Here is a 16495-nt window from a genome sequence, read left to right as displayed (position 1 = left end):
AACCGATTGTTAACATATGACGCATCGACTGATTCGCCGGAGGGCAAACCTATGACGCCAAAAGATATGCTCGCAGAGCGCGCGTCTCTGCCGAACCGCATTCTCTCCATCAACTCGGATGAGTTGCCGGTTCAGATCGAAGCGATGCGCCGCGACAGATCGCTGTCGAAAACAATTTCGGAGCTGAACGAAATGCTGTTTGCAAGCGAGACGCGGCTGCGAGATAGCGCGCGCAAAGCGCTCGATCACCTCGGCTTCATCTGAGCCCTGCCTTGAGGATGTGAAGACCGGAGCGCGCGCGGCGTCCGAAGCCAAGGCCGATTGCCTCTCACCAAACGAAAACGCCCCTGCCGGTCTCCGGCAAGGGCGCTCTGTGATATGCGTCTGACAAAAAGGCGGCGGGCCTAGTCGCCCTTTTTGCCTTCGCGCCGCTTGCGCGCGGTTTCCTTGTGATCGGCCTTCTTCTTGGCATCCACGTGCTTTTTCAGGCGCGACGGGATCGACTTCTTGCGATCCTTATAGGGGTTTTCGTTGCCCTGATCGCGCATATACAGCCGGATCGGCGTGCCGGGCATATCGAAGCTCTCGCGCAGCCCGTTGATCAGGTAGCGCTCGTAGCTTGCAGGGATCTTGTCGGCATAGGTCGTCTTGACGACAAAGCCCGGCGGGCGGGTCTTGGCCTGCGTGATATAACGCAGCTTGATCCGGCGACCGCCCGGTGCGGGTGGCGGATGGCTCTCGACCATCACCCGCAGCCAGTTGTTCAGCTTGGCGGTGGTGATCCGGCGGTTCCAGACCTCATGGGCCTTGAGGATCGCCGCATGCAGCCGGTCAAGCCCCTTGCCCGTCTTGGCCGACACCGTCACCATCGGCGCCCCACGCAACTGCGGCAACAGCCGCTCGAAGGCCTCGCGCAGTTCTTTGAGCTTCTCGGGCTTATCCTCTTCGAGATCCCATTTATTGGCGGCCACTACCACGGCGCGCCCCTCGGTCTCGGCGAAATCGGCGATCCGCAAATCCTGCGTCTCAAACGGGATATTCACGTCGAGCAGCACCACAACCACCTCGGCAAAGCGCACAGCGCGCAGACCATCGGCCACCGAGAGCTTCTCAAGCTTGTCGTTGATCTTGCCCCGCTTGCGCATCCCGGCCGTGTCCCAGAGACGCATCGGCGTGCCCATATACTCGGTCGTCACCGAGATCGCATCGCGGGTGATTCCCGCCTCGGGGCCGGTGAGCAGTCGATCTTCGCGGATGATCTTGTTGATCAGCGTGGACTTGCCCGCATTGGGGCGCCCGATCACAGCCAGTTGCAGCGGTTTTTGCGCCGAGGGCGGCTGATAGGCGGGGATATCCCCCTCCTCCAGCTCATCGTCGATCACGATATCCGTCTCGGGCGTGTTGGCGGCGTGCTGCTCGGCAAACGCATCGGCCAGCGGCACCAGCGCGGTATAAAGATCATCCAGCCCTTCGCCATGCTCGGCCGAGATCCGCAGCGGCTCGCCAAGGCCAAGGCTCCACGCCTCCATAGCACCCGCATCGCCCGCAAAGCCTTCGGCCTTGTTGGCCGCAAGGATCACATGGGCGTTCTTCTTGCGCAGAATATCGGCGAAAATTTCATCCGCAGGCGTCACGCCCACGCGCGCATCCACCATGAAAAGGCAGATATCGGCCTCTTCGACGGCGCGCTCGGTCAGCCGCCGCATCCGGCCTTGCAGACTGTCATCCTCGGCCAGCTCAAGACCCGCCGAGTCGATAACGATAAAGCGCAGATCGCCGAGGCGCGCATCGCCTTCGCGCAGATCGCGGGTGACGCCGGGCGTGTTGTCGACCAGCGCCAAACGCTTGCCCACCAGACGGTTGAACAGGGTCGATTTGCCGACATTGGGGCGGCCGACGATGGCCAGGGTAAAGCTCATGATGCCCTCCTTGGGCAGTATTGAGCGGCCCCCTTACACCCGAATGGCGTCACTTGAAAGCGTGCAGTTTCCCATCGCCGCCGACAACATAGAGCGTGCGGCCCGCAACCACCGGTGCCGAGGCGGCCCCGCCGGGGATCGGCGCCTGCCCGATCAGCGACCCATCGACCGGGCTGAACACCCGCAACACGCCATCCGAAGAGGCCACGTAAAGCTTGCCGCCTGCCAGAACCGGACCGTAATTGGCCACGACATTGCGCTGCTTCTTGGGCTTTTCCTTGGTGTAATAGGGCAGATTGCGCGCCCAGATCTGGGTGCCCGTCGCCGCATCGAGCCGCACGATCTTGCCGTCATCCGAAGTCAGGAAGATCGACCCGCCCGCCACTTGCACGGGGCTGTTGGCACCTTCGCTCGCGGTCCATTTCCGCTCACCGGAATTGAGATCAAACGCGGCCAGCTTGCCCGCAGAGGAACCCGCATAGACGGTATCGCCCACGATGACGGGGTCGCCGGTCAGATCCACGATAGAGGCATAGCCTACGCCCGGACGCGCGCCCGGCACTTTGGACTGCCACAGCTGCATGCCGCTTTGACGCAGCACACCCGACATGAAGCCCGACGGGAACGGGAACACGACCATGCTCTTGGTCACGGCGGGCGAGGACACGCCCGTCATGCCCGATTTCGAGGGTGCGCCCGGCACCTGCCAGAGCACTTTGCCATCCGAGGCCCGCACGGCCCAAGCCGAGCTGTCGCGCGCCACGACATAGACCGTGCCGCCTTCAACCGTTGGGGCGCCGCCGATACCTGCGTCGAAATATTGCCGCCATTTGATCGCGCCGGTGGCCGCGTCAATCGCAACCAGTTCCGCGAAATCCGAGCTGACATAGACGGTGCCATTGTCATAAGCGACACCGCCGCCCGACGCATCGCCCGAATGATCGCCCGGAGGCGTGATGTCGGTCTGCCACAGCCGCGCGCCATTGAGGCCCGTGGCCGTCACCCCGGCGCGGCTGTCCAGCGTGTAGATCCGTCCCGCACCCACGATCGGGTCGGCGGTGATCCGGTAGCGCTTGGCATTGCCCGCGCCGATATTGGCCGACCAGATCGGCGTGGTGCCTGCCCCCAGCGCCGCGTTGAACAGCGAATGGGTGGACGAGCCACCGCGCTGCGGCCATTGCGCGTTGCTGACCTGCGCGGGCAGCTTGATCGGCTGGGACACGTTTTCCGGGCCAGCGAGCGGCGGAAGCCCTTCCTCGGCGCGCATCGCGTCGCGGGGCGAGAGGCGCTCGCCCTGCAAGATCACCTCTTTGGTACAGCCCGCCAATGTGACTGCCACGCCCAGCACGAAGATCGTCTTGCTCAGATTCACGCCCAGTCTCCCTGCCTTTAGCGCATGTCCGCCGGCTCTTGCGGCGGTCACGGCCTTGGATCGTCTCGTTACTCTTGCGTCGCCGGTTGCGAGACCGCACCCGGCACATGCGGCACCGTGCCGCCCAGCGCCACAATCAACTCTGTGGCGCGCTGTTGCAAGCCCGGCGTAAGCCCGGCGTCCTGAAGGATTTGCGTCGCCGTGGCAATCGCCCCGGCCTTGTCGCCGCTGGCCAGCTTGTCAATCGCCTGCTGCTCCATCGCCAGCGGGCGATAGGGCGCGCCGGGCTGGGCCAGACTTGCCAGAATCTGCGTGCGGGTCGTGGGATCCATCGAGGCGCCCCCGGCCAGAACCGCCTTGAGCTGGGCGAGCTGCGTGATCGAGGCGGGAAGCCCCGGCTCTGCAGCCGCCTCTTGGTAGAATTTCATAGCCTCTTGCGGCTTTTTGGCGCTGACCGCCTGATCGCCTTGCAAGATCTTGAGCACGGCTGCGCGCCCCGCCCCATCGGGCGTGATCTTGGCAAGGGCCGCGTCGGTGTCATCGCCGTTCATTGCGGCCATCACCTGATCGCCAAAGCCGCGCGCCTCGGCGGCGGCCTGCTCTTTTTGCCAGGCATTCCATGCGGTGCCGCCAACAATGGCGAGAATAATGAGGGCGCCGACCCACCACCATTTGCGAAAGGCCGCAAACAGCTTGTCCTGCCGGACGGCGTCGGTGACTTCATCAATAAAACTGTCGCTCTCGCTCACGCATGCCTCACTTCGCTTGCCTCGCCAGCGCACTGGCTCGGCCCCTCTTACACGGCTGACCAAAGACTGCCAAGACCTCAGCGCGTCGCGTCTTGGGGGTTGAGATCACGCGCCGGTCACGCTAAATTGAACTGCTGAGTTCACTATCCCCATTCGGGCATGTCGCGACCCAGCCGTTTACCGGAGTCTGCCTCATGCGTCTGTTCCCGATCCTCAATGCGCTGCTGGTCCTGCTGGTCCTCTATCTTCTCGTCTTCGAGCGTGACCGGCTGATGGGGTTTGCGGGCGACAGCGCCGCCCCGGTCGCGGCCGAAGCCCCCGCCCCACAGACGAAAACACCCGAAGGCTCCGTCCCGGTTCAGGCGGTGATTTCAAAGGCGCGCGCGGTCGATCAGGGCGTGCTCACACGCGGGCAGACCGAAAGTGCGCGCCGGGTCGAGCTGCGCGCGGAAACAACCGCCCGGGTGATCTCGGAACCGCTGCGCAAAGGTCAAAAGGTCACGCAGGGCGATGTGCTCTGCACGCTCGATCCCGGCACCCGGCCCGCAGCCCTGATCGAGGCGCAGGCCCGGCTGGCTGAGGCGAGGCTCAATGCAAACGCGGCCCAGAAGCTGCAGGCGGGCGGCTACCGCTCCGAGACCGCCACCGCCTCTGCGCAATCCGCGCTGGAAAGCGCTACGGCGGGCGTGCAGGCCGCCGAGACCGAGCTTGCACGGCTCAAGATCACCGCCCCCTTCGATGGCATTCTCGAGGGCGACACGGCAGAGCTGGGTTCGCTTATTTCGGCAGGCGGGCTGTGCGCCACAGTGATCGCGCTCAATCCGATCCGGCTCGTGGGCTATATCCCCGAAACCGAGATTGATCGCGTCAAGACCGGCGCGCAGGTCGGCGCGCGTCTGGCCACCGGGCGCGAGGTTCTGGGCCGCATCACCTATGTCGCGCAAAGCGCAGATCCCGCGACCCGCACCTTCAAGGTCGAGGCCGAGGTGCCCAATGCCGATCATGCGATCCGCGAGGGCCAGACGGTCGAGATGATCATCGCAGCCGACGGCACCAAAGCACATTTCCTGCCCGCCTCGGCGATGACGCTCGACGATAGCGGCCAGCTTGGCGTCAGGCTGGATGACGATGGCATTGCGCGCTTTGCACCCGCAGAGTTTCTGCGCGACACGCCCGAGGGGATCTGGCTGAGCGGGCTTCCCGATGATGCCACCGTCATCGTGGTCGGTCAGGATTACGTCACCGACGGATCGCGGATCAGCGTCACGGTGGTGGATCATGCGCCGGGCGATGTGGCCAATGACACGCCCACGCCCGGCACACCTGCCCCCGAGACGCCCGCATCTGACACCGGCTCTGCAAAATGATCCGTGTCATCGATTGGGCCGCCGCGCATGCGCGGATGGTAATCGCCTTCATCGCGATCTCAATCCTTGCAGGGTTGGCCGCCTATGTGGGCCTGCCCAAAGAGGGCGAGCCGGATATCGAAATCCCGATGCTCTTCATCTCGGTCCCCTTCCCCGGCATCTCGGCCACCGATGCCGAGAAGCTGCTGGTCAAACCGATGGAGACCGAGCTGTCGGGGCTCGACGGCGTCGACAAGATGACCGGCATCGCGCAAGAGAATTACGCCGGGGTGATGCTGGAGTTCAAATTCGGCTGGGACAAGACCAAGACAATCGCCGATGTGCGCGATGCGATGAACACCGCTGAGGGCAAATTCCCCGACGGGTTCGAGAAATACACGGTCGATGAGATCAACTTCTCGGAATTCCCGGTTGTCGTGGTGGCCCTTTCCGGCGACGCGCCCGAGCGCACGCTGCAAAGGCTGGCGCGCGAGCTGCAAGACGAGGTCGAGGGGCTTGAACCCGTGCTTGAGGCGCAGATCGCGGGCAATCGCGACGAGATGCTGGAGGTGATCATCGATCCGCTCCGGCTGGAGGCCTATAACGTCACCGCCCCCGAGCTGATCACGACGGTGCAATCCAACAACCAGCTGATCGCGGCGGGCACGGTCGAGACCGATGGCGGCGCGTTCTCGGTCAAGACCCCCGCCACTTTCGAGACCGCGCAGGATGTCTACTCGCTGCCCGTGAAGACCAATGGCGAACGGGTCGTGACGCTGGGCGATCTGGCCGATATCCGCCTGACTTTCGAGGACCGCACCGGCACCGCACGGTTCAACGGCAAGCCCACCGTCGCGCTGCAAATCGTCAAGCGCAAAGGCTACAACATCATCGACACGGTCGATCTGGTGCGCGCCCGCGTGGCACAGGCTCAGGCGCGCTGGCCCGAGCCGTTGCAACGTGCCGTCGATGTCAGCGTCTCGCTCGATCAGTCGAAAACCGTGGGCGCGATGGTCAGCCAGCTGGAAGGCTCGGTGCTGACCGCGATTGCGCTGGTGATGATCGTGGTGCTGGCGACGCTGGGCACGCGCTCGGCGCTGCTGGTGGGGTTCGCGATCCCCACCTCCTTCCTGCTGACCTTCGTCTTTCTCGGACTGATGGGCGTGCCGATCTCGAATATCGTGATGTTCGGGCTGATTTTGGCTGTGGGCATGCTCGTCGACAGCGCGATTGTGATCGTGGAATATGCCGACAAACGGATCTCCGAGGGCGCAGGCCCGATGGCCGCCTATACCGAGGCCGCCAAGCGGATGTTCTGGCCCGTGGTCTCCTCCACAGCGACGACGCTTTGCGCCTTCCTGCCGATGCTGTTCTGGCCCGGCGTGCCCGGCGAGTTCATGGGCATGCTGCCGATCACCATCATCTTCGTGCTCTCGGCCTCGCTGGTTGTGGCGCTGATCTACCTGCCGGTGATGGGCGGTGTGGCAGGGCGGATCTCGCGCAGGCTCGAGGGGATCGCGGGCGTGATTACCCCTTGGCCCTACTGGCTGCGGCTGGCGCTTGCGGCACTGTCGCTGGCGCTCGTCTATTTGGGCGCGATGCTGATGCTCAACCCCGATTACCTGACGGGCGGACATGCCGCCTCGGGGCATTTCGCGGCCTCCATCCCCGGCATGGGGCTGTTCATTCTGGCCGCGATGTCGGCCTCCGTGACGCTGAGCGCGGCGCGCCCCGCGCGCAAGCCCCGCCCCGTTGAGGCGGGCTATCGCCGTCGCCCCTTTGGCCATGTCACAGCTTTCATCGCCGGAAATCCGGTGATGCCGCTGGTCACCGTGGCCGTGATCGTCTCCGCGGTGGTTTTCACCTTCGGCTATTTCGGACGCCACAATCCCGGCACTCAATTCTTCACCGATTCCGAGGTCGAGCAGGCCATCGTCTATATCCGAGCACGCGGCAATCTGAGCCTGTCGGAAAAAGATACGCTGCTGCGCGCCGCCGAAGAGCACGTGATCGGCATGCCCGGCGTGGGCGCGGTTTTTTCCTTCGCGGGCGCAGGCGGGCTGAACCAGAATACCGGCGGCGCCAGCACCCCGCGCGACACGATCGGGCAGATCCAGATCGAGATGCTGCCATGGGAGATGCGCAAATCCGACCCGACCCTGCGCGGCGACCGGGTGATGGAGCGGATCATGGCGCAGATCGCCACGATCCCCGGCATTCAGGCCGAATATCTGGCGCAGGATCGCGGCCCCTCCTCGGGCAAGCCGATCCAGTTGCGCCTGAAGGGCGATGATTTTGGTCCGCTCGGTCAGGCGGTCGAGCAGGTCGAGGCCCATATGGCGCAGATGACCGGGATCACCGATATCGAGGACACCCGCCCCCTGCCCGGCATCGATTGGGTGATTGATGTCGATGTGACGCGCGCGGGGCGGTTTGGTGCCGATGTGGCCACAGTGGGCGGCATGGTACAGCTTGTGACGCGCGGGCTTTTGCTCGACACGATGCGGGTGCCCAGCTCGGATGAGGAGATCGAGATCCGGGTGCGGCTGCCGAAAGCTGACCGGGTGCTCTCGACCCTCGACACGCTCAAGCTGCGCACCTCGGAGGGGCTGGTGCCGCTGGCCAATTTCATCACCCGCACGCCCGAGCCCAAGATCGGCCAGATCGACCGGATCAACCAGACCCGCTTTTACGACATCAAGGCGGGCGTCGCCGAGGGGTTGAGCAACGATGCGGGCCAGCCGATCAACGGCAATGAGCGGATCGCGGCGATTGAGGATTGGCTCCAGACCGAGGCCGTGCTGCCCGCAGGCGTCAGCTATGAATGGTCGGGCGATCAGGTCGATCAATCCGAAAGCCAGGACTTTCTGATCAAGGCTTTCGCGGGGGCTCTCGCGCTGATGTTTGTGATCCTGCTCGCGCAGTTCAACAGCTTTTACAACGCCGTTCTGGTGCTGGTCGCGGTCGTGCTGTCGACGGCAGGCGTGCTGGTGGGGATGCTGGTCATGGGCCAGCAATTCTCGATCATCATGACGGGCGTCGGGATCGTGGCGCTGGCCGGGATCGTGGTGAACAACAACATCATTCTGATCGACACCTATCAGGAGTTTTCGCGCTACATGCCCCATATCGAGGCGATCATCCGCACAGCCGAGGCGCGCCTGCGCCCGGTTTTGCTCACCACGATCACCACGATGGCGGGGCTGACGCCGATGATGTTCGGGCTCTCGCTCGATTTCTTCAATGGCGGCTATTCCATCGACAGCCCGACCGCTCTCTGGTGGAAACAGCTGGCCACGGCGGTGGTGTTCGGTCTCGGCACGGCGACGGTGCTGACGCTGGTGCTGACCCCGGCTTTGCTCGCGCTCCGGGTCTGGTTGGGCGCGGGCGCCTATCGCGGCGCGCAGGCGCTCTCGGCGCTCAGTGGCGGGCGCGAAAGCCGGGCCGCGCGCGATGCTGCGCAGGCGCGCGCCATGCGCAAGATCAGCGGGCGCGACATTATCTGGATCGACGAGACAGATCCCCCCGATCAGCGCTGACAGGCGCGCCGCATTGTCACGGAGGTGGGGCGATCAAAACCGGGATGTGCTGTGCGCGCGGTCTCAACAAATCCCATCGCCGCAAAGGCGCGCAGGTTTTCCACCAACTCGACACGCACCTGCAACTCAAGCCACGCATAGCCCCGGTCGCAGGCGCGCAGCGCCGCCCACTCAACCAATCGCCGCGCAAGCCCTGCCCCACGCGCCTGCTCTGCCACCGCAAGCTTGCCCAGATAGAGGCAATCTGGCTTGGGGGTCAGCACCACGCAGGCGCGCCGGGGCGCGCCGATCACCCAGACCTCGCCTGTCGCGCAGGACGCCGACAGGTCTTCGACGCGCAGCCTGTGCATTGAGCTCGGCGGATCAATCCGCGCGTCCATGAAGGCAAAGCTCTGCTGGATCAGCGCCAGAACATCGGGCAGCGACGGATCATCGGGCGCCAGCCTGCGCGGCGCATCCGCCTCAGGCCGCACCTGCATCTTCTTCGTCCGCGCGCTGTTCTTCCGCCGATTGATGCGCCCACATCGCCGCGTAGCGCCCGCGCCGGGCCAGCAGATCCTCGTGATGGCCCTGCTCGATCACCTCGCCCTGCTCCAGCACGACGATCAGATCCGCATCGACAATCGTCGAAAGCCTGTGCGCGATGGTGATCACGGTGCGGCCCTGCGCAATCGCCTTCAGGCTGGTCTGGATGTCACGCTCGGTCTGGGTATCGAGCGCCGAGGTCGCCTCGTCCAACAGCAGGATCGGCGGGTTCTTGAGCATCGTGCGCGCAATGCCCACCCGCTGCTTCTCACCGCCCGACAGCTTGAGTCCGCGCTCGCCCACCGCCGTGTCGTAGCCCTCGGGCAGATCCATGATGAAATCGTGGATCTTCGCGCCCTTGGCGGCGGCGATGATTTCGTCTTCGGTGGCATTGCCGCGCCCGTATGCGATGTTGTAGCGGATCGTGTCGTTGAACAGCACCGTGTCCTGCGGCACCACGCCAATCGCGTCATGCAGGCTCTTTTGGGTCACATCGCGCAGATCCTGCCCGTCGATCCGGATCGACCCGCCGGTGACGTCGTAAAAGCGGAACATCAGCCGCCCGATGGTCGACTTGCCCGATCCCGATGGCCCGACAAGCGCCACCGTATGTCCCGCAGGCACCGTCAGCGAGACCCCTTTGAGGATGGGCCGTGTGGCATCGTAATGAAAGGAAATATCATCAAAAGCAATCGTCCCGCCTTGCACATTCAGAACATCCGCACCCGGTTTATCGGTGATTTCGGCGGGTTGCTGTAACAAATCGAACATCTCGCCCATATCGACAAGCGCCTGCCGGATCTCACGATAGACCGTGCCCAGAAAGCCCAGCGGCATCGTGATCTGGATCATATAGGCCTGCACCATGACGAAATCGCCCACGGTGAGCGTGCCCGCCTGCACCTCGATCGCGGCCATGACCATAACGCAGATCAGCCCGACCGAGATGATGAGCGTCTGTCCGGCATTGAGCAGCGCCAGAGACTGGCCGGTCTTGACCGCCATCTCCTCATAGCTCTGCATCGATTTGTCGTAGCGCGCGGCCTCGCGCTGCTCGGCACCGAAATATTTCACTGTCTCGAAGTTCAGCAGGCTGTCGATTGCCTTCTGGTTGGCCGCACTGTCGGCCTTGTTCATCTCGCGCCGGATCGCCACGCGCCGTTCGGTCACAGCGAAAGTGAACTTGATATAGGCCGCGATTGTGATCACCACGACCGCCGCATAGCGCCAGTCGAACACCACCGCGAAGATGATTGCGACCATGGTCAGCTCAAGGATCAGCGGCCCGACCGAGAACAGCATGAAACGCAGCAGGAACTCGACGCCCTTCACCCCGCGCTCGATGACGCGGCTCAGCCCGCCGGTCTTGCGGGTGATGTGATAGCGCAGGCTGAGCTGGTGCATATGGGTGAAGGTTTGCAGCGCCAGATGACGCAGCGCGCGTTGGGCCACACGCACAAACAGCGCATCGCGCAACTCGCCAAACGCCACCGTCATCAGGCGGGCGACCCCATAGGCCACCGTGATGCCGACGGCCCCCACACCCAAAGCCCAAGCCGGATCGACCCCTTCGCCCGAAAGCGCATTTACCGCCGCCCGATAGACGAAGGGCGTCGAGACCGAGATCACCTTGGCCACGACAAGCGCCATCATCGCAAACACCACGCGGCGCTTCACCCAAGGCGCGTCCTTGGCCCAGAGGTAGGGCAGAACCGCGCGGATCGTGCGCCAGCCCCGGCGGCGCTCCTCCGCGCTCAGCTTGCGGCTTGCAGTCGTCTCGGAGGGAGGCATGCGCGTCTGGTCCTTTGCTTGGCGGTGCGGATCCCGGCGGCTCCGCGGGACCGGCGCAAACTAACCAGAGCCGCAGCGGTCTTCCACCCCTGAAACGGTCCGACGCGCCTCGGGCCTATTGCGCAGCGGGAATATTGAACACCTGCCCGGGATAGATCAGATCGGGATTGCGGATCTGGTCCCGATTGGCGTCAAACACGCGCACATAGAGAACACCGTCGCCATAGACCTCGCGCGCGATGGCCCAAAGCGTGTTGCCGCGCACGATCTGCACCACTTTGACACCGTCGCTCGCAGCGCCGGGAGCAGCCCCGGTCGATCCGCTGGCGGAGCCCTGCGCCCCCTCCTTGGCCACCACGATAGAACTCGGCTGGTCGAAACTGGTCTCGGCACGCGCCACGACCTTGCCCGCATCCGCCCCGTCAGGCGCAGTGGCATCGATGCGCAGGGAATGCCCGCCCGGTGTCAGCCCCGGCAGATCAAGCACCCAGCGCCCGGACTGGCCCGCCGTCGTCTGCCCCACCAGCTTGTCGTCGAGATAGGCGCTCAGCGTGGTGCCCGCAGGCGCGCCGCGCCCTTGGGCCGACGCGCCCTGCCCCCGCCCAAAGGCAATCGTGTCGATCACGAGCTGATCGCTGGAGGGTGCCAGCAGCCGCGCGCCCGACGCATCCGTCACAATCGGCGCGGGTGTCTGGCCCTGTACGGGATCTGCGGCGGCACCCTGAGCTGCAGCGCTGTCGGCCACGGGCGCGGTGCCATCCGCCGCAGGCGCGGCACTGGCGATCTCTGTCGTGCCCTGCGCGCTTTGGGCGGGTCTCAGCACGACGCTCTCGGCGCTTTCGCGCGCCACGCCGTCCGTGCCGGTCACCCGCAACGAGAGGGCACGCGGCGCGGTGCTGGGCGGCAGATCGAAGAGCGAGGCAAAAGAGCCCGACCCATCCGCCTGCGCCTTGGCCACGGGCTGCCCGTTGACAAGGATCTCGACGGACGCGCCGGGTGCAACCCGACCTGCCAGCGTGATCGAGCCGTCAGGCGTGGCGCGCAGCGCGTCGAACTGCACCTGCGCGGTGGCGTCACTGGCGCGCGCGTCGCCCCCGCTGCCCGCATCGGATTGCGGGGCGGCGGCAGTTGCGGTGTCAGAGGGGGTCGAGGGCGTGGCTGACGCCGCAGACTGGCTCGCCTCGGCGGTCGGATCAGCGCCCGTCTGCGGAGCTGTCGAGACGGCTGCGCTCTGCGTGGTCCCTGTCGCCCCGGTCTCGGCGGCACGCTCCGGGCTGGCAGCGCCCGGGCTCTGCATAGGGCCCGCGCCAGAGGCGGAGAGATCCGGCGTGCCGCGCTCGTACCAATAGGCCCAGCCCATCAGGGCCAGAACGACCAGACCCAGCGCCGAAACACCTCCCCACATCCCGCCAGACCACGCCGCAGCCTTGGCCTTTTGCTCTTGTACCGAACCCTCTGACATCCCCATCCCTTTCAACACCGCGCACGGCTTCTCGCGGCCATGCAGCTTGAGCGAGCTTAGCAACCCCATTATCACCGCTCAAGGAAAGCCTTTTTTCACGCATTGGAGTCGCAATGAGCAATTTACGATCAGTCTGTGTCTATTGCGGCTCACGTTCGGGGGCGCGGGACAGCTATGTCGCGGCGGCGCGCTCCACCGGCGAGATGATCGCCGCGCGCGGTTGGCAGCTTGTCTACGGTGCGGGCGATGTCGGTCTCATGGGCGAGGTCGCGCGCACCGCGCAACAGGCCGGTGGGCGCATCTTTGGCGTCATCCCCGAGCATCTTTTCCCGCGCGAGGTTGGCAAGCGCGACCTGTCGACCTTTGTCGTCACCGAGACGATGCATGAGCGCAAGAAGGTGATGTTCATGAATGCCCATGCGGTCGTCGTGCTGCCGGGCGGCGCGGGCAGCCTCGATGAGCTGTTCGAAGTGCTCACATGGCGCCAGATCGGCCTGCATGAAAAACCGATCTTCGTGCTCAATACCGACGGCTATTGGCAGCCACTTCTGGCGCTGCTTGATCACGTGATCGCCGAGGGCTTCGCCGATCCCAGCCTGCGCGACATGGTCATCGCCGTGGATACGGTCGAGGATTTGGAGACCGGGCTGGTGGCCGCCCTCGCCTAAGCGCCTAGCCCGGGCTATTGCCGCCCAGCGCCGCAGGCGGGCGCGGCTCCGCGCGGTGCTGGCGCAGCGAGACGCTGGAGTAAAGCGCCAATGCGCACCAGATCAGCCCCAGCGCGATCACATGCCAGATCGTGACGGGTTCCTTGAACAGAAATGCCGCGACGACAAGCTGCACGGTCGGGTTGAGATATTGCACCTGCCCGAGTGTGGCCAAGCGCACCCGTTGGGCGGCATAGGAAAACAGCAAGAGCGGCATGCCGGTCAACACGCCCGAGAAGACCAGAAGCGCGGTCATCTGCCAATCCGTCCCAAACACGCCCACCGCCGGAGACGTGCCCCACCAGCCGAAATGAAAGCCCAAAAGAACCGTCAGTGCGATCGGTGAGAGCATCAGCACCTCGGTGAAGACCGACACCATCGGCCCCGCCGTCACACCGCGTTTGATCACCCCATAAGCGCCAAAGCTGAAGGCCAGAACAAGCGAGATCCAAGGGGCCACGCCAAGCCCCAGCGTGAGCACGCCCACCGCAAGTGCCGCAAGCAGCACGGCGGCCCATTGCACCGGGCGCAGCGCCTCGCCAAAGACCAACCGCCCCAGCACGACGCTCACGATCGGCAATATGTAATAGCCAAGGCTTGCCTGCACGGCAAAGCCCGACTGCACCGACCAGATGAAGATGAACCAGTTAAGCGAAATCGCAAGGGCTGCTGCGAAAATCAGCAACGCGCCGCGTCCGGATCGAGCCGAAAGAGCCGCGCGCACCTCCCCCAGCCGTCCTTTCAACGCCAGGATGATGCCAAAGAACACCATCGACCATAAGGTTCGATGCGCCAGCACCTCGATGGGCGGAACCGCATCAAGAAATTTGTAATAGATGCTCGACAGTCCCCAGATGAGGCAGGCTGCGATCACCGCCCAAAAACCCTTGGCTACGTCTGACATTCTCGCCCCCGTCGTTTGTCTGCGCAAACTGTCGCATCACCCCGGAAAAGGAAACCGCGAAACGAAAGAGGTCGCGCGCATCGCGAATTTTGCGAAATGCGCACGACCCCTTAGGGCGCTCAAGGCCCGTTTCGGCTCAGGCGGCCTTGAGATGCCCGGCCACAATTTTTTCGATCTCGTCAATCGGGTGGTTGGTCAGCGTTTTGTCGATCTCGCCCACAACGATATTTGAAACCTCGCTATGCAGCTTTTGGCGCACTTCGCCAAGAATGCGCGGCGCGGCCGCGATTACCAGCCGTTCGATGCGCCCCTTATGGACCAGCTTGAACAAGGTATCGGCCAGATCATCGGCAAAGCGCATCTTCGCCAATTGATGCCAATCGGTATCGTCCAGCGCCGAGCGCTGCCCCATCCCGTTATCAGCCATACGACCCGGACGGTCGGTGCCCTGTGCGTGATCGGCGGGGTTTTCCTGCTCATCGATGCGGCGCACCACAAGATAGGGATCCTCCGCATCCATCGTGTTTTCCAAAAACAGGGCCTTTTCACCATCGGCGATCACGACCCAAGTGCCAGATTTCAGCTCGGTCATCACATCTTCTCCTTGTCGCCGCTGCCATCTTGGTCCTGACCCAGCGGGCGCGTCTTGCCTGCAGAGGTCTCATCTACCCGTTTCTTCTCATCCCGGGTGCCGACCTTGCGCTGCAATTCACCCCCGGCACTGCCTTGGGATGTCGGTGTCGCGGGCGTGTCGCCAAGGATTTCGCGGGTCTCGCTGCGGCCGTCTTGGGACTGGATACGCTCTGCCATCATGTCCTCCATTTTCGATGTGTCGCTGAAAACAAAACCCGCGCCATGCCGGGACGGTTCCTGATTGGACAGATGACGTCGTGACATGAGCGGTCCCGCGCCAGTCGCCGCGCCCGAGGGGCCGCGCATGAAAAAGGGCGCCCCAAGAGGGACGCCCCGAAAATTCTGGGATCGCGCAAAGGGCTGCGCGACCCTGCGTGTTACGCCGAGAGGCGCAGCGCCACGTTTTCCCAGTTCACCAGCTTCTCGAGGAAGTTCGACAGGTAAGCGGGACGCTTGTTGCGGAAGTCGATGTAGTAGGAATGCTCCCACACATCGCAGCCCAAAAGCGCGGTCTGATTGAAGCAAAGCGGGTTCACGCCGTTCTCGGTCTTGGTGACCTTGAGCGAGCCGTCAGTGTCTTTCACCAGCCAAGCCCAACCCGAGCCGAACTGCGCGCCACCGGCTGCGGTGAACTCTTCTTTGAACTTGTCGACGGAGCCGAAGGACTCAGTCAGCGCCTTTTCCAGCTCGCCGGGCATGGCGTTGCCGCCCGGGCCCATCATTTGCCAGAACTGGCTGTGGTTCCAGTGCTGCGACGCGTTGTTGAAGATGCCGCTTTGCGCGACCGCGTCGGGGTTGTAGGTGCCCTTCACGATCTCATCGACAGTCTTGCCAGCCCACTCGGTGCCCTCAATCGCCTTGTTGCCATTGGTGACATAGGCGTTGTGGTGGATGTCGTGGTGATACTCGAGGGTTTCCTTCGACATACCCAGATCGGCAAGTGCGTCATGGGCGTAAGGAAGATCGGGAAGTTCGAAAGCCATAGTATCCTCTCAGGTTTCGCTGTGGTTCCAGTGTCCAACAAGAAGGAAGGGCGCTGGGTTCCAAGGTCAAGCGGATTGCGACCGATCTCGAGATCATCGCGAGATCGACCGGTCGGTACCGACGCGGCGGACGCTATGCCATCGCAAGCCCGCGGCCAAGGGGGTGATCCCAAGGCCGCGGGCGCGCATCGCGTCGAAGACGGGTTTCAAATGACAGCGTAGCCTTCGCGCAGCGTGTGACGCAGCCCGGCGGTCAGCCGCCGGACGCGGTCCTTAGAGAGCCGGAAGTAGCGCGCGATCTCGGCATCGCTGAGACCCAGATCGATCAGGCAGGTCAGCGTGGCGCGCGGGTCCGGGCCAAGCACATCGCGCAGGCGCTCCGAGCGCGCTTGAGCGCGCGCGGATCGGGTCGAAGTGACGGGTAGCGAGTGGTGCGACGCAAAAGCCGCAGTGGCAGGCAAGATCATCGGCAGTCCCCCTGAAGGTGTTGACGATACCTCACAGAGTATAACCGATTCGTGATCTCAGGAGTCGCAAAACGCCCGATATTTTTTGCGCATGGGCG

The 16495-nt window shown here is 64.1% G+C and carries 15 protein-coding genes; 4 read left to right on the top strand and 11 right to left on the bottom strand.

Going from position 1 to position 16495, the window contains the following annotated elements; genetic code table 11:
* Window positions 1-51: 51 nt before the first annotated feature.
* Complete coding sequence (locus DL1_RS04555) at window positions 52-264, top strand: hypothetical protein (protein WP_038063148.1); 213 nt, start codon at window positions 52-54, stop codon at window positions 262-264.
* 140 nt (window positions 265-404) lie between these two features.
* Here DL1_RS04555 and der read toward each other — a convergent pair whose 3' ends face one another.
* From der to DL1_RS04540, 3 genes are all read right to left on the bottom strand, one after another.
* The gene (gene der, locus DL1_RS04550) at window positions 405-1919 is read right to left on the bottom strand and encodes a ribosome biogenesis GTPase Der (RefSeq protein ID WP_051693311.1); all 1515 of its coding nucleotides are present in this window, start codon (window positions 1917-1919) and stop codon (window positions 405-407) included.
* 49 nt (window positions 1920-1968) lie between these two features.
* Window positions 1969-3291, bottom strand: a complete 1323-nt coding sequence (locus DL1_RS04545; RefSeq protein ID WP_245739579.1) for an outer membrane protein assembly factor BamB family protein — start codon at window positions 3289-3291, stop codon at window positions 1969-1971.
* Between the two features lie 68 nt (window positions 3292-3359).
* Window positions 3360-4040: a hypothetical protein gene (locus tag DL1_RS04540; RefSeq protein WP_038063145.1), complete on the bottom strand. Its 681-nt coding sequence runs from the start codon at window positions 4038-4040 to the stop codon at window positions 3360-3362.
* Between the two features lie 194 nt (window positions 4041-4234).
* Between DL1_RS04540 and DL1_RS04535 the strand changes: the two genes are divergently transcribed.
* Together DL1_RS04535 and DL1_RS04530 are read left to right on the top strand one after the other, a co-directional pair.
* The gene (locus DL1_RS04535) at window positions 4235-5407 is read left to right on the top strand and encodes an efflux RND transporter periplasmic adaptor subunit (RefSeq protein ID WP_074854863.1); all 1173 of its coding nucleotides are present in this window, start codon (window positions 4235-4237) and stop codon (window positions 5405-5407) included.
* Entirely contained in the window at window positions 5404-8925 is a 3522-nt protein-coding gene (locus DL1_RS04530; RefSeq protein WP_038063142.1) for an efflux RND transporter permease subunit, read from the top strand. Before DL1_RS04535 ends, DL1_RS04530 begins: the two co-directional genes overlap by 4 nt.
* Here DL1_RS04530 and DL1_RS04525 read toward each other — a convergent pair.
* The 3 genes from DL1_RS04525 to DL1_RS20740 all read right to left on the bottom strand — a co-directional run bounded on the left by DL1_RS04525 (window position 8916) and on the right by DL1_RS20740 (window position 12772).
* Window positions 8916-9404, bottom strand: a complete 489-nt coding sequence (locus DL1_RS04525) for a GNAT family N-acetyltransferase (RefSeq protein WP_038063139.1) — start codon at window positions 9402-9404, stop codon at window positions 8916-8918. The two genes, DL1_RS04530 and DL1_RS04525, sit on opposite strands and share 10 nt — an antisense overlap.
* Complete coding sequence (locus tag DL1_RS04520; protein ID WP_038063136.1) at window positions 9388-11241, bottom strand: ABCB family ABC transporter ATP-binding protein/permease; 1854 nt, start codon at window positions 11239-11241, stop codon at window positions 9388-9390. The genes DL1_RS04525 and DL1_RS04520 overlap by 17 nt, the downstream gene beginning before the upstream one ends.
* A gap of 115 nt (window positions 11242-11356) precedes the next feature.
* Window positions 11357-12772 carry a LysM peptidoglycan-binding domain-containing protein gene (locus DL1_RS20740; protein ID WP_051693310.1) on the bottom strand — a complete coding sequence of 472 codons (1416 nt, stop codon included), beginning with the start codon at window positions 12770-12772 and terminating at the stop codon, window positions 11357-11359.
* A 44-nt stretch (window positions 12773-12816) separates the two neighbouring features.
* On the opposite strand from DL1_RS20740, the gene DL1_RS04510 reads away from it, so the two are divergent.
* On the top strand, window positions 12817-13371 hold the full coding sequence (locus tag DL1_RS04510) for an LOG family protein (RefSeq protein ID WP_038063133.1): 555 nt from the start codon (window positions 12817-12819) through the stop codon (window positions 13369-13371).
* A 4-nt stretch (window positions 13372-13375) separates the two neighbouring features.
* Here the strand turns inward: DL1_RS04510 and rarD are convergent, their stop codons facing one another.
* The 5 genes from rarD to DL1_RS04485 form a co-directional block, all read right to left on the bottom strand.
* A complete protein-coding gene (gene rarD / locus DL1_RS04505; RefSeq protein WP_038063131.1) occupies window positions 13376-14314 on the bottom strand; it encodes an EamA family transporter RarD in 939 nt (312 codons plus the stop codon).
* Window positions 14315-14450: 136 nt separating this feature from the next.
* Window positions 14451-14906, bottom strand: a complete 456-nt coding sequence (locus DL1_RS04500) for a host attachment family protein (protein WP_038063128.1) — start codon at window positions 14904-14906, stop codon at window positions 14451-14453.
* On the bottom strand, window positions 14906-15124 hold the full coding sequence (locus DL1_RS04495) for a hypothetical protein (RefSeq protein WP_038063126.1): 219 nt from the start codon (window positions 15122-15124) through the stop codon (window positions 14906-14908). Before DL1_RS04495 ends, DL1_RS04500 begins: the two co-directional genes overlap by 1 nt.
* Window positions 15125-15324: 200 nt before the next feature.
* Window positions 15325-15930 carry a superoxide dismutase gene (locus DL1_RS04490; protein WP_038063123.1) on the bottom strand — a complete coding sequence of 202 codons (606 nt, stop codon included), beginning with the start codon at window positions 15928-15930 and terminating at the stop codon, window positions 15325-15327.
* Window positions 15931-16136: 206 nt separating this feature from the next.
* A complete protein-coding gene (locus DL1_RS04485; RefSeq protein ID WP_038063120.1) occupies window positions 16137-16397 on the bottom strand; it encodes a hypothetical protein in 261 nt (86 codons plus the stop codon).
* Window positions 16398-16495 lie beyond the last annotated feature (98 nt).

Origin of the sequence: Thioclava dalianensis (assembly GCF_000715505.1) — a bacterium.
Classification (GTDB): Bacteria; Pseudomonadota; Alphaproteobacteria; order Rhodobacterales; family Rhodobacteraceae; genus Thioclava; species Thioclava dalianensis.
The sequence above is the reverse complement of the archived record's forward strand: the minus strand, read 5'-3'. Positions and strand labels throughout refer to the sequence as shown.

Bases quoted from the DNA above. Each gene is read 5' to 3' on its own strand.
- rarD (WP_038063131.1), bottom strand. From the start codon at position 14,314: ATGTCAGACGTAGCCAAGGGTTTTTGGGCGGTGATCGCAGCCTGCCTC.
- DL1_RS04495 (WP_038063126.1), bottom strand. From the start codon at position 15,124: ATGGCAGAGCGTATCCAGTCCCAAGACGGCCGCAGCGAGACCCGCGAA.
- DL1_RS04555 (WP_038063148.1), top strand. From the start codon at position 52: ATGACGCCAAAAGATATGCTCGCAGAGCGCGCGTCTCTGCCGAACCGC.
- DL1_RS04535 (WP_074854863.1), top strand. From the start codon at position 4,235: ATGCGTCTGTTCCCGATCCTCAATGCGCTGCTGGTCCTGCTGGTCCTC.
- DL1_RS04500 (WP_038063128.1), bottom strand. From the start codon at position 14,906: ATGACCGAGCTGAAATCTGGCACTTGGGTCGTGATCGCCGATGGTGAA.
- der (WP_051693311.1), bottom strand. From the start codon at position 1,919: ATGAGCTTTACCCTGGCCATCGTCGGCCGCCCCAATGTCGGCAAATCG.
- DL1_RS04520 (WP_038063136.1), bottom strand. From the start codon at position 11,241: ATGCCTCCCTCCGAGACGACTGCAAGCCGCAAGCTGAGCGCGGAGGAG.
- DL1_RS04490 (WP_038063123.1), bottom strand. From the start codon at position 15,930: ATGGCTTTCGAACTTCCCGATCTTCCTTACGCCCATGACGCACTTGCC.
- DL1_RS04525 (WP_038063139.1), bottom strand. From the start codon at position 9,404: ATGCAGGTGCGGCCTGAGGCGGATGCGCCGCGCAGGCTGGCGCCCGAT.
- DL1_RS04530 (WP_038063142.1), top strand. From the start codon at position 5,404: ATGATCCGTGTCATCGATTGGGCCGCCGCGCATGCGCGGATGGTAATC.
- DL1_RS04510 (WP_038063133.1), top strand. From the start codon at position 12,817: ATGAGCAATTTACGATCAGTCTGTGTCTATTGCGGCTCACGTTCGGGG.
- DL1_RS04485 (WP_038063120.1), bottom strand. From the start codon at position 16,397: ATGATCTTGCCTGCCACTGCGGCTTTTGCGTCGCACCACTCGCTACCC.
- DL1_RS20740 (WP_051693310.1), bottom strand. From the start codon at position 12,772: ATGGGGTTGCTAAGCTCGCTCAAGCTGCATGGCCGCGAGAAGCCGTGC.